8 protein-coding genes are annotated in these 13,887 nt (G+C 54.8%); 7 read left to right on the top strand and 1 reads right to left on the bottom strand.

The features are described from left to right. The first annotated feature begins 73 nt into the window (after positions 1 to 73). From ACM6JQ_RS06445 to ACM6JQ_RS06475, 7 genes are all read left to right on the top strand, one after another. Positions 74 to 703 (top strand): LysE family translocator, encoded by a 630-nt coding sequence (locus tag ACM6JQ_RS06445; protein WP_007914001.1) that lies wholly within the window; start codon positions 74 to 76, stop codon positions 701 to 703. A gap of 532 nt (positions 704 to 1,235) precedes the next feature. Next, positions 1,236 to 4,784, top strand: coding sequence for a calcium-binding protein (locus ACM6JQ_RS06450; protein WP_095114345.1), 3,549 nt, complete (start codon positions 1,236 to 1,238; stop codon positions 4,782 to 4,784). A gap of 190 nt (positions 4,785 to 4,974) precedes the next feature. Next, positions 4,975 to 5,178 carry a hypothetical protein gene (locus ACM6JQ_RS06455; RefSeq protein ID WP_095114344.1) on the top strand — a complete coding sequence of 68 codons (204 nt, stop codon included), beginning with the start codon at positions 4,975 to 4,977 and terminating at the stop codon, positions 5,176 to 5,178. A 230-nt stretch (positions 5,179 to 5,408) separates the two neighbouring features. After that, positions 5,409 to 7,259: a hypothetical protein gene (locus ACM6JQ_RS06460; RefSeq protein ID WP_141232690.1), complete on the top strand. Its 1,851-nt coding sequence runs from the start codon at positions 5,409 to 5,411 to the stop codon at positions 7,257 to 7,259. Positions 7,260 to 7,450: 191 nt separating this feature from the next. Then, a complete protein-coding gene (locus tag ACM6JQ_RS06465; RefSeq protein ID WP_414893413.1) occupies positions 7,451 to 9,160 on the top strand; it encodes a hypothetical protein in 1,710 nt (569 codons plus the stop codon). A 91-nt stretch (positions 9,161 to 9,251) separates the two neighbouring features. After that, on the top strand, positions 9,252 to 11,084 hold the full coding sequence (locus tag ACM6JQ_RS06470) for a hypothetical protein (protein ID WP_414893414.1): 1,833 nt from the start codon (positions 9,252 to 9,254) through the stop codon (positions 11,082 to 11,084). Positions 11,085 to 11,133: 49 nt separating this feature from the next. Next, the gene (locus ACM6JQ_RS06475) at positions 11,134 to 13,014 is read left to right on the top strand and encodes a hypothetical protein (RefSeq protein ID WP_414893415.1); all 1,881 of its coding nucleotides are present in this window, start codon (positions 11,134 to 11,136) and stop codon (positions 13,012 to 13,014) included. A 172-nt stretch (positions 13,015 to 13,186) separates the two neighbouring features. On the opposite strand, the gene uraH is transcribed toward ACM6JQ_RS06475, so the two are convergent. After that, positions 13,187 to 13,540, bottom strand: coding sequence for a hydroxyisourate hydrolase (gene uraH, locus ACM6JQ_RS06480; RefSeq protein ID WP_007913983.1), 354 nt, complete (start codon positions 13,538 to 13,540; stop codon positions 13,187 to 13,189). Between the last annotated feature and the right edge of the window lie 347 nt (positions 13,541 to 13,887).

Consider the following 13,887-nt stretch of genomic DNA (forward strand, 5'->3'; position numbering starts at 1 on the left):
CTTCAACACAGCCTCACCCTGACCGGTGGGGCTTTTGCACATTCTTGAGTACAACAAAAAAAGGAGGAAAGTGATGAGTCTGGAAACCTGGCTGCTGTTCAGCGGCGCTGCGCTGGTGGTGATCCTGATTCCGGGGCCACTGTCGTTGTTGATGATCAGCAACAGTCTGAACTATGGGTTGCGCCGCTCGTATCCGGCATTTCTCGGCGGCGTCAGCGCTTCAATCTGCCTGCTCAGCGCCTCGGCCCTGGGACTTGGTGCATTGTTGCTCGCGTCGGAAAAACTCTTCAGCGCCCTGAAGATCGTTGGTGCCCTGTACCTGTTCTACCTCGCCTGGCAGAGCTGGCAGCAATCGCGTCAGCCCTCGGTCGGCGCCGAAGTACCACAAGCAGCGCCGGTGCCACGTTTTCGCACGCTGTTCGGCCGCGCTTTTGTGCTGGGCGCAAGCAACCCGAAAGACATCCTGTTCTTCGCCGCATTCCTGCCGCAGTTCCTCAACGCCGAACAACCGTTCCTTGCGCAGTTGCTGGTGATGATCGCAACCTGGACAGTGCTCGATCTACTCTGCAAGCTGGCCTACGGACTGGGTGCCCATGGCGCTGCCCGTTATCTGCGCAGTGGTAAAGGCCAGAGCTGGTTTAACCGAATCAGTGCCGGTTTGTTTGGCGGTGCCGGCGCGGCGTCCTTGCTTAGTAGCCACTGAAACGCTGGCGGGCTCATTCTCACTGAATCAGCCCGCCGTGTTACACGCAGCCTGGAGAATCGCTCTCCTCCAGTTACGTTAAACGTATTGCCTCGTTTGCCTTCGCTTCAAGACATATATACCGCACGCGGCCACTGACTTTTCCGCCCCCCCTGACTGCCGAGTTCACTCGGCGCCACGTTGCAACATCCGGCTTTCATGGATGCCGATTCAACAAGTCTGTTTAAAAATCCCGCTGGCGTCAGGTCGCTGTCGCCACTTGTGTACCCTGTCTGCGAAACAAAAAGTTACTGCGTCAACCCGACGACAAGGTCGTATCACGATGGCGACTTGATTTTTTAGTGTGTTCTGGATGGAAAACAACAAGTAACTCTCATTTGAAACAAGAAGATTCATAATTATTCAAACCGCTGACTTCCTTTCACTTATTTAATTGCAACACATCAGCTCTTTACTCGCACTACATGAAGTTATATCTCTATCTGCAACGTTGCCCTGCATGCTGCAGACTATATTGAACAAGGATGTTTCAATGTTAAAACCCATACCGGTTAAAAGCCACTATGCCCAGTTTGACACCTTCGAAGTGTTGGACATCGGCGTGCAAACCAATGAACGCACCGCCGAGACAATCGACTTCGAAGCGACGGGCGCCGATGATGCGGGAAAGACGCCTGCCTCGACTGGCCAACGAAAGCCCGGTCAGCTCAAGATGCTCGACGAGCTGTTCGGACCGTTCAAAATAGGTTCATACACAGTGACACGCCGAGCGCTGGATGCTATGGGAGCGACCATCGATGGCCAGCCGCTAACCGGTCATAACACCCAGTTCCGCCGGCCAAGTCGATCGTTCGTCAACGCCCTGCAACTCAGTTATGCCGCCATCGAACAGCGCATGAAAGTCTCCACCTTCGGTGATGACTATTTGCTGCCTTCCTTTTTGTTCGAACTAGCCAGTCTGCGTCCTTCCACTGCCCTTCCGGTCATCAGCGAAGACATCGGGACAAGTGTCGAGGATGGCGGATACGCGAAAAAAATGGCTCGCCTGTTGAAATCGGCGCAGACCCTCGATTTGCACTTGGTCTATTCAAGCAAGCGCAGCAATCCGGACTGGCTCATCATCAAGAACCATTCCATGATCGGCGCCAGTGTCGGCATTCAGGCTTTTGGCATATTCATGGGAATTCGCGGCATTTACGATGCCGTGAAGAATAATGATCAGGATGAAATCATTTTCAACGGCATCGGGATCGGCACCGAGGTGGCCTCGATTATCACCGACGTAGCTGTGACCAAAGTCGGCCAGCGCATGATCGAGGCAGGCAGTGGCGCCTTGAGCGACTTCACCAAAACCCGTGCCGGGATCCGCCTGGGTCGTTCCGGCGGACTCATTGGCGGTGCACTGACATTACCGTTCGATATCTACAGCGCCGTCAGAGAATTCAACGCCGCCAGCAATAAAACCGGCAAAGAGGCCATGGATCATTACGTCAGCGGCGGTTTGAACATTGCCAGTGCCGCTATGACCGTCATTCTCGGCAGTGCCGCCATGGCCGGTTTTTCCTTCGCCGGCCCGGTCGGCCTCGCGGCGGGTGCGCTGATGGCAATAGGATCGCAGGTCTACGGTGCCGTACGCATGGTGGATGAAATCGATGACTACATCGAACTCACCGTTGAAGAGCGCTGGCGCACCGGATGGTTTTCCTTTCTGCCATTGAAGGACATAGACCAGGACATCAAAAATCGTTACGAACTGGCCAAAGCCAAAATCGAAACCGCCAAACGAATGCAAGCGAGCGCCAGCCAGATACTCAACGAGACGCAGAAGGACACCATCGAAGCCGTCGTGCATGGCCGTTATGAAGACCGCCTGACGAAAAGACGCAAGCGCGTAAAACACTGGTGGGGAGTCGAAACCATGCCGATTGACTACGTCCCTGAAGTAGTCGGTCTTGACGATACCATTGACGCTCGCGACGGCGTAACGGCTCAAACCCCTGGTGCCGTGTTGGGAACGCCGGGGAAAACCAAAGGCATTTTGTGGCTGATCGGTAGTGGCAAAGACACCATCACCGGTGTCGCGGAAAAGCCTAATGCCTTTTATTACACGGAAGGCATAAAGGATCTCACGGGGGGCGACAAAGATGACAGGTTCACTGCCCAGGATGCGGCGGATGACCTGGCAAGATATATCGAAAGCAGTGAATTTTCCCGACTCGACGGCGGTGCCGGCAGCGACACTTTGATATTGGATGGCAACCAGTCGCATCCGATCACCGGCCGTGGCTACGCCATCGATCTGGCGGCGGGCACCTTGCGCATCTATACGCCGAACCCGGATGCGTCTGTAGTGGATGGCGAGACGTACTCGCTCAAGACACTACTCGAAAGCGTTGAAAACGTTCAGACGCTGCAAAACGGAAGAAGCATTGTCACGGGCACCGCAGCACCTAACGTGATTTCCTCAAGAGGCGCAGACACCATTAATGCTGGCGCCGGTAACGACTCGATTTATATGTACAAGGCAAACGCCACCGCATTCGGTGAATCGGGAGTGGATTTTTATCACGTGGAATTGGCGGAGGGTTCAGTTCTCATCTCGGAAGATGGTGTAGACGAAAGCAAGATATCGCTGGGCTGGCGAATGGACCAGATCGAGAAATGGGAGGTGGACAGATGCCGTCTTTCCATCGAAGTGAGCTTCGACTTTCATTACGGTCGCCGAAGCAAAATAGTCATCGATAACGTGTACAAAAAAACCGACGGCCGTCGGGTTTTGCACAATGACAAATTAATAATCATTACTCGCGATGGATATCACCTGAAACCGGATCTGCCCAAAACAATCGAACACGACCATCCCGTCAAGATACACACAGAAAAAACCAAAGGGGGACGCCCTGAACCAACGACCTTTGTCCACGCAACAGTGTGCAATGTACCCACCCGACAAAACACCCACTATTACGTTCAGCGCTACAACCTGCACACTCAATTCATAACCGGCAGCTCCGCCGATTCCAATTACGGCACGCGCATCTTTCTTGATTACGACTATGCCGAAATGACCAGTGCACATGTTGCTTTTGCCACCACCCCCGCCATTTTGATGAACGAAGCGGCGGACAAAGACAAGGTCAATGTCTCGTGTGATTTTCTGTTCTACTTCGGCAAGAGCCTGTTGCAGATCGCCGGCGTCGGCCAGTATTCAGAAACAACACTCGATGCTGCCCTGAAAAACCTCGCAGCCAGCGTCTCTACCCATGGCTATCAGCTGGTATTTCGCGATGGAAAATCCCATACGCTGATCCTGGAGAAAGAGTACGCCGTACCTCCGGCACACTATAAACACAGCGTTGTCGCCAATACACTGACCAGTCATGACTTGCGTTTCCCGCTGAGAACCCACGACAAAGCGGTTTTCGAATTACCCGTATCCCTCACGGAGAAACTGGATCACGTTTCTTCCTGTGTCAGGTTCTTGCCTTTAACCGAACAAACTGCAATCGAAAACTTTGCGGGTGCAGGTGCCACCTATACGATGCATTTGCGCGAAAACAGGGTGATACGGATTTCGACGCCGGGCGGCCTGGCAACTGCCAAAGTTCGGTTGAACAACTCATCCACCTGGCAAATCGATGCGACGCAAATCAAAGATTTCAAGATCGTATTGTCCGGCAATCAGCTGTACATCGGAACGGTCACTCTGCATCTACCGCAGTACGGTCCTGACGATCTGATTGATCAGATTTTTGTCATCGGACCAAAAGGCGTGATACATACCGTAGACCTGACTTTCGACCGGATTTATATCGACAGCCTCGACGCCAGATATTTTGAACCGCCTACGATGGAAGATTTGCCCGAGGAATTTTCCGCGCTTGCTCAACGTGAACTGTACGTGCGCAACATTGCATTGAGCGACGGTACTCGAGGCAGATTGAAGTACAACCTGGCGAACCGTAAATGGATTCTGGACAGTAACAAATCTCGGCAAATAACTTATTCGCAGCTGGAAATTTTCAATCGTTGCAACCATAAGTCAAAGCGGGTGCCGCCACTGTCACTGCCCGATAATTGACCACTGGCCAAACGACGTCAGCGCCTGAATAAACCGGCCCTCGGGCCGGTTTATTGTTTTCAGGCTGCGTTTTCCAGCAGCACCCGCCGCGCGCAATACACAGCAACAACCCGTTGATATACAGCGTTCAAAAATCGATCGTATTATCACGCCTCGCCTGACAAAAACCTGCCAGAACAAGGAAGTTCAGATGGCCATCACCGTACGCAAAGCGTCATTGGCAACAGCAAAAATTACTGACGCCGTCGTCATCACAGATATGCGCTTTGAAAGCGATGAGCACAATGCTTCGACCATTGATCGCAAACACAGCACTGATGAAACAACGAGCAAAAAAACCAAAAGCAAAGTAGATCAGTTGAAGCTCGCCGACTCAGTGTTCGGTCCGCTGTAACCATCAAGATCTCACCCTCTTCACGCCGCCGCCCTTGATGCATAGGCCTGCAACTTTGCACGCCGTACATCAGGCAAACCCGAAAACATGCGCGCGCACCGAAGTGTAAGTCATCGAACCTCTCCATCGTTTTCCCAACCTGGATTTTCCGGGATGCAGACGAGTGCACCTGAAAAATGCGGCGAGGCACTTCCGTGCGTTACGCATCATCCCTCAATGAGTAATTTCACATGGCGAAACCACCCAAGAAAGTTCCGGTGACAGCACCAGCCGATACAACTGTTACAACAAGACCTGCGCAGCCAGGCTCGGGCACCCGCGTCACCCCAACCTTGCCCGACACCCCATTGTCTGGCGTCGATTCAACCAGCGGGGCACACGCCACTGGCACCTCCACCCATCGACCGCCCGCCGTCATCGTCAACGAAATACCCGACACTTACCGGACCGCCCGCAGTGCAATTGCCTGGCCTCAGGACCGATTGCACGAACTGACGCCGATTGGAGAAAATACCGGCTTGTTCACCGGACCGGATCAGCGGACCTACGCACAAATCGGCAGCGAAGGCCGGTTCGTCGTCGAACGGGATTTGCAGGGCAATTATTACGTTCCTCTGACCTTTGCGCCCGGTGTTCCCGGGCCAGTACTGACCAGGACAGAAGGCCAGTCCAGTTGGCTTATCCAGCGCCCTGGCTGGCAATCGACAGCGTCTCGGACCGAAACACCTGTCACCCCGCCCCCCCTCTCCTACCTTGCGCCCGAAGACGCAAATACACTGACCCGTGCAGAGCTTTCAGCGCATGCACTGCGTTACAACAAGCTCAACCATACCTTCGTCGATACGGCAGAAGGTACGGTCATGGTCCGTAAAAACCAACAAGGTGAGTATCAACTGGCCTCGCCGACGAGCAGGGAATCTCCCGATATTTTTTTTGAACAGATTCCCGGAACAGTACTCTGGCGCCGCAAGAGCCCGAACTCACCCACCAAAGAAAATCCTGTTGCCGGCACGTCTCGACCGATTGCCGAACCGGACGAAGCGCGACCAGGCCCAAGCAAACGACCACGGCTCGACGCACCTGTAGATCCAGTTCTGCCAATGCGCCTTGACGCGAGCGCCCCGACCGAGCAAACACCGCTTTTCTGGCTACCGTGGGGCCATCTGAACAAACCACCGCTGGTGGAGTCCGTGCAACTCGGCTGGTTTCATTATCCGATTGTGCCTGTCGGCTCCAACCGCACACCCAAAGTCTACTTTGTCCAACATCCAGACTTTACGCCTGCAGGCTTCGAGGCGTTCGACCAAATGCTCTATACAGCGCCCTTGTTGCAGCCCGTTGCAACGTTTCGCCTAGGTAACGATCCCGGAGAAATAAACCCCGGTAAACGTTTTTTTAATGAACCGATATCGCGGTCGGTTGCCAAGGCATTTCCCGACTTTTCTGATGCCACTGCACATGCCGTCGCCAAGAGATTGTTTGAACTCGCGGACAACTCACCTGTGATTACCGGCACCGGACTGATCAATATTCAGGCCGTCTTGCATCAGTGGAAGCAACGGCCGTTTCCCACGACACCAGCGTACGCCGACCCGCTAAACATGCTGAAGGTGGCACCCTCCATTGATCGCGACGGAAAAAAAATCATCCGGATGCCCTCCCAGGTCGACGGCGAGCTGCAACGGCTCAATTTCGATCCAACACGTTTTCCCGTCGAATGGAATCACTACAAAACCTATCCGACAGATCTGAACCTCAGGCGTCTGATTGGCGCCTTGCTGGTACGCAGCGGCTACGACGTCTTTCCTCTGACTTATGAGCATCGCATGCCCACTCTGGTTTTCCGGCGCAACTCCCATGACCAGATCTATTTCCTGAAACTGGGCGCAGTGGAACATGTCGGCTTTTCCCACACCCCAGGCAATGAGCTGGCAGACCCGAGCTTGCCGGCCAGGATTGGCACCGACGCGTTGCAAGCCCTGACAACCGCCACGGCACAGAACAAAGTAGTGTGGCTGATCGGTGGCGTATTGAGGGTGCAGTCGAATCCCGAAACCGTGTTCATTTTCAGAGAGCGGTAAAGGCCGATGCGAAACTCTCGTCGGCAGCGCGTCGATGAGAGTTTTTTACACATCCGACGGATTGCGCAACATCCTGCGGCAAATGCTGGCAGGACATTACATATGTACCGCACATCCGGATGATCTTTTCCCGACCATGGCTCCCCACCCCGATGCAAACGACTGGATAAACAATCCAAAGGAGTCATTCAATGGCCAAGCCACCGAAGAAAATTCCGCGTACGCTTTCGCCCGACGCGTCCGCAAACCCCGTCGAACTGTCAGGCAATCCTCTCGGAGCTACGGCCGGGGAAATCATTCATCCTGGCCCAGGCGGCGACAATGTGCCTGGCGCAGCCGGCGCGTCTTCAACTGCCTTACCGGCAGTAACGTCACCCCAAACGGTCACTATCCACCCCTTGGCGGACGTGACTTCCCCGCGCCCCACAATCACCGTCCACCACTTCCCTGAGAGCTCAGGTTCATCACGTGCCGCCGATTGGGTATCCCTGCACTTCAGCGAAAGCCAGCAGGCAGCCGCCGCAAGCACCGCCACCAGCGCGAGTGTGCAACATCCGGTGTTCATCCATGCCGAATCGGCAAGCCAACTAAAACTTCAGGAAGGCACCGCAGAAGGTTTTCGCTACGACAAGTACAAGAAAGCGTATGTCGAAATGCACGACGGCATGGTTATGGTCGGCAAAACCGCGGATGGCTGGCGTCAGACACACGCCGGGGAAGCGTCTCCGACAGGTAAATGGGTTGAACAGATTCCGGGGACAAAACAGTGGCGTGAAATCGACGAGTCGCGACACCGCCTTCAAGCCGCAACCGACCCAGTGTCCACCGAAACGACCGACGCTCTACCCGGGCCGAGCAATCGCCCATACCCGGTCCAGGAAAGCGACGTCGCATCGACGACAGGCGTGCTGATCGAACGTCTGTCAGCCCAGCGGCCGGCTGCACTGGATCTGTCGGTAGCACAGTGGAAAAACTGGGGAAAAACCACCAAACCGAAAACAGGTGAGTCGATAGAAATAGAGAAATTGCACTATCCGCTGGTCAGGCAGGTTCTACACGCCAACACCGAACTGGTTTATCTGCAACACCCGAGGTTTAAACCTCAAGGTTTCGACGAATTCGAAAACATGCTGCGCAATGACCCTTCGATACAGCCGAAATGGGCGCTGAAACGCAATGACCAGTGGAAGGTTCTGGACAACCACGCGCCGTTCGAAATGTCGGCAACGCAATATGTATCCAGCGCCCTGAACTCTCTGTCCGAACACTCGGCAAATACCATCGCCAGAACTTTATTTGATCGTGTGTCCACGCCTGAAGGGATTGATGCCGGTGGACTTTCAGCAATGACACTGACGCTGCGCCACTGGACCGACAGAGTCAACAACACCTCGCCCCACCCCGGTCTTTCAGACCCCTTGATGCTGCTGCCCGTTTTGCCCACCCGGCACAATGACCAATACGCCGGAGGACTGCTCGCTTTGCCGGCGCCTGTTTCGAGCCGTTTGCAGCGTCTGGACTTCGACGTCCAGCAACTGGATTCGACGTCGAGTGCTTCAAGCACGCGCGACGTATTCGAAAGGATCCTTGGCCTCAGCGGTTACAGCATCAACCCGAACAGACACCCGCATCCAAGTGGCGAAGACGTCATGATTTTTCACCGAGAAGGTGTCGCTGCTGTTTTCGTATTGAGGTTGACCCCTGTTACGCAGACGCCTGTACCTCGTTACTCCAACGTCGGCTCCGAAATTGCCAGCCCGCAGTTCCAGAGCAGACTCAGCGAAGCGGACAGACAGGCGCTGGCCGAATATCTCAAAAGTTACAAAGTGATTTATCTGGTGGGCGGCAAACAACAGATTTCCCCCGATAACTCGACCCTGTTCATTGTTAGAGAAGGTTGAATACACAACCCGGCATCTGCGCAACTTGTCCGCAGATTTTTGTGGACAAGCCTCAATAAAACCTCTTGCTCCATACACCGAGATCAAATCAATGGTCAAACCACCGAAGCGCGTGGCCGGGGTCACTGCGCCCGATATTCGCCCAAATATGGCAAACACATCTCCCCGACTACCGGCAACCACAACACTCCCCGCAGCGCTGCCGGACGCCTCGGCGCAGCCCCCGTCAGTGCAGGTCAACGACATGCCTGCATCCTACTCAGCGCAAGTTGCGTCAGCACTGCAAGCAATCACCTGGCCTGCCGATCAAGCCCATCTGCTACAACGGCTGGATCACGACAGCGGTCTGTTCACCAGTCCGGATGGCAAGTTATATGCCCGTGTTGAGAATGAAGGCCATCTGCTGGTCGAGATGCAGCAAGATGGCCGCTATCAGATTCCCTTCAATTTCTCCCCGCGTCTGCCCGGGCCCTTCCTGATCAGAACAGAACGCCAGCCCGTCTGGACGTTCGAACGGCCGGGTTGGCTGGCGCACAACTCGGAAAGTGACCGGCGAAATGCAGCCGCCGAGAGTCTTGCTGCGGAACAGCCGACCTACCTGGCACCCGATGCAGCGGCCCTGCTCTCCCCCTCCCGGCAGACGCCAGACGGGATCCGCTACGACAAGCACCGCAAAACCTATATCGATACGGCCGAAGGAACCGTCATGGTGCGAAAAAACGCCAACGGTGAATATCAGCAAAGCTCTGCGACCGTGCGCGATGCCTCCGCATTATTGTTCGAACAGATTCCCGGGACGCGACTGTGGCGCCGCAAAACCGGTTCTGAACCGGAGCGTTCGCTACAGGAAAAACGCAAAGCCTCAACCGATACGCCGGAGCCCATGGCCGTCCCGGGCAAGCGTCTGCATCAGGAAGAAGGGACAGATGCCAGCCAAGCGCTGACCGATAGCTTGCTGTCCGCCAATCCCGAGGCGATCAACTTGAGTTTCGGGTTATGGCGAAACTGGGGCCAGAGTGTCCGTCCACAGGTGGGCCATCATATCGAGATAGACGGGCAGTATTACCGGGTGATGCAACAGGACATGAGTGCCAACCCGCGACTGGTCTATCTGCAACATCCGTTGTTCTCACCCGTCTTGTACGACACCTTCGAATACATGCTGCGGGAAAACCCGTCGTTGCAGCCCAAGTGGGCGGTTAAACAGAACAACCAATGGACAGTGCTGGACAGTGTCGTGCCTTTTGAGATGCCGCTCACTCAATACATTTCCAGAACCTTCAAATACCTGTCGGATCAATCGGTCAACTCACTCGCCCGAGCCATGTTCAATCAGGCAAACCGATCTGAAATCATCATTGCCCCCGGTTTGGCGCTCATGAATCAAGTGTTTCGTTACTGGGCCAACAGGGATCAGCACACAGCGCCGCGTCGAGAACTGGCTGACCCGTTACTGATGTTACGGCCTCTTTACGGACCGGAAGAAACCCTGGCGATTCCCTCCTCACTGGGTGAAGGCTTGATGCGACTGGATTTTGACCCCGGACGCTTCTCCCGGCATTGGAACGAGTACGCCGCGACGCCAGACGGGCCCGGTTTGCGCAAGCTGTTCAGTCAGCTTCTGGAGGATGACGGGTACGTGCTGCCCCCCTCAACGACCACGCTTGCCGAGAACGAATTGCTCTTTTACCGGGAGAAAATCGACCACGTATTCGTGCTGAAACTGCCTCCTCTTATTAACGGGAGGTTGCAGCGATTTCGGCCTGAGCGCTTTGAACGCAGTGAGGCCGTGGTGCAAACATCCAGCAGCGAACCAAAGCCTCTGTCGGCTTACAGCAAAGATAAAAAGATCAGCTATCTGCTGGGTGGAACACAGACAGATGTTCTGGGGCAAACAACGCTGTTCATTTTCCAAGACCAGTGATTGAGCAGAACAGAGAGGAATGCACCATGAATCGCTCAGAGAAAGTTGAATGACCAGACCCACAAAGACCACCATTCGCCCTGCGTTGCCCGATACCTCGACGACCAACAGGTCTAACGCTGGCAATGGCAGTGGAACGAATCCTGGCGGCTCCAACATTTTTGCGCCAGGTACGAATCGACTGCCGGGGCCATCCATTTCCGCTCCATCTGGCAGCGAAGTAACTGATTACCCACATGTCGTGGTGAGTCACATCACGGACCCGGTGATCACCGAAGCCAATGCCAGACTGGCCGAGATATCCCTGCCGGTTTTACAAACCCATCTGCTAAAACCGCACGAAACCATCGACGGGTTATTCGTGGCCCCGGGCGGCCAGACTTACGCGCACCTGGAAGACGGCCGTCATTACCGGGTTGAACGCAACACAACCGGGGACTATCAGATTCCCTGGCCAGCAGCGCCGGGCGTGACACCACCGATTCTGAAAAAAATCGACGGTTTGCCACTGTGGCGAGTCGAGGCCCAGTGGTACACGGCTCAATCCAGACAGAGGAAGCGATCGGCGCAACGGATTAACGAACCGTCACAGGCAATTCCTTTCGTCGACCCGCACCTGGCGGCGCTTCTTCCTGCAGCGCAAGGTTCCCCGGACGGCATCCGCAAAGGACCGCGCGGGAGAACCTATATCGATATCGCCGACGGCACCATCCTGGTTCGCAGGAATGAACAAGGCGAATACAAACTGGCGTCTGCAACAACGACCGATGTGCCGGATATCACGTTCGAGCAGATCCCTGGGCAATTCGTCTGGCGCCGCAAGTTGCAGGCCTTCGCAAATACGCAGCAGGATCCGCAGCCAGGCAGTTCTCGCCACCTCACTCAGCCAGAAAAGCCCGGCCCCAGCCCAAGCAAGCGCCCTCGACTGCAAGAAGACAGTGATCCTCTCGATCCCTTCGTACTCATGGGCATCAGTGAACTATGGAAAGCCTGGGGAACAACGAAACCGCCAGCCGGCGACTCCGTGGAAATCGGCGGCAAGCACTTTGCGCTGCTTGACCAGCCGACCCACGCCGTTGACGGTTTTGCCTTCATCAAGCCTCCTCAGTTCTCTGCTTATCGTTTCGATGCTTTTGAACAATTACTGCTGACCAATCCTGAGTTACAACCCCGGGGGGTGGTGAAGTCGGCGGACAGGACGGCGCAAGGCAGTGAAGCATGGAAAATTGCAGGGAGTCGGCCATTTGAAAAAAGCCTGACTCAATATGTCAGCGATCAGTTCCCCTTCCTTTCTGATCACTCCGCAAGCGAAACCGCACGGGAGATGTTCAATCGGGCCAGTCACTCCAATAAACTGAGCGGGTCCGGGATCAGTGCATTGGTCGAGACTTTCAAGTACTGGGAAAATCGTTCTAAGTTCGTGGGCAATAACCGAGTCGTTCGTCAAGACTTGAGCGACCCGCTAATGCTTCTCTCGCCGCTTGCAGCCGACGTAAATGACTACACGCGTATGCCGCTCCCTTCCGCTGAAGGTCTGCAAAGAATCGACTTCAATCCGAAGCTGTTATCCGGTTCACAACATCAAAGAGGTCGGCGAACAACGCGGACACTGTTCAAAGATCTTCTCAGCGCACACGGCTACTACATTGCCCATGATTTCGGCGCCAACCAGGGGAACGCCTTACTGATCAAGCGAACGGGTGTTGAGCATATCTTCATCATGTTCATGGACAGGATTCAGAACAAAACTGTTTTTCTCCCAGATCCAATTGCCTGGCTCAAAAAAAGAGTCTTTGTCGACAACATGGACGCCCATATCAACAACGACCTGATGGAACACTTGCACACGAACAGGATCATTTTTTTGCTGGGCACCAACGAGCCTCTCCCCACTCACGAATACAACCTTGTCGTCAGCCGACACAGCTGAATAACCTTATCGTGAATGCTTAACCGAACGCGAAGCCGCGCGCTCCAGAGTTCTCCGGGGCGCGCGGCCATGCACAAAATACAGGCATAAAAAAAGCCCGCAGTGTGAGCGGGCGAAAGACCAAAGAAGCTATATGCGCAGTCGCTTCCCGGTGGGGGCAGCTGCTTGGGGGTCAACTGCCCCGGTACGTGGAATAGCTGTACGGCGAAATCAGCAATGGCACATGGTAGTGATCCTGTTCGGCAGAGATGCCGAAGCGCAGCACAACCACGTCGAGGAATGCCGGTTCCGGCAACTGAACGCCACGGGCGCGGTAGTAATCGCCCGCATGGAACTGAACCTGATAAACGCCGGTACGATAATCATCGCCTTGCAGCAGCGGTGCATCGACCCGGCCATCGCTGTTGGTGACGGCACTGGCGACCAATTCCAGGTGCGATCCTTCAACGCGGTACAGCTCGACCTTGATCGAACTGCCCGGGCAACCGTGTGCAGCGTCCAAAACGTGTGTAGTCAAACGTCCCATTGATTCTGCGCGCCTGCCTGCACGGAGCAGTCAGACTTCGCGCCTCCCGAAGTCAGATAAAAAGGAGACCGCACCGATTCGGAGCACGAAAAGCTGCGGCGAGCGATTGATTAAGACACTTTTCAAAAAAATTGTACACAATAAAAACGACATTTTTCACATCACCCCCGCCATTCGGGGGTTTCCTGCCGATGAGCCAGCAATACGCCTATTCATTGCACCTCCTATCCATTAGCTGACTGGTCAGGCAGGTTTCTTGCAGGCTCACGCCAATAGCAGGAAAAGATGACAGTCGGTGAAAAATGCGAAAATTCAGGCTTACAAATTGCGAATAAAGTTGTATACAA

It is taken from the genome of Pseudomonas sp. IT-232MI5, assembly GCF_949767845.1.
Lineage (GTDB): Bacteria > Pseudomonadota > Gammaproteobacteria > Pseudomonadales > Pseudomonadaceae > Aquipseudomonas.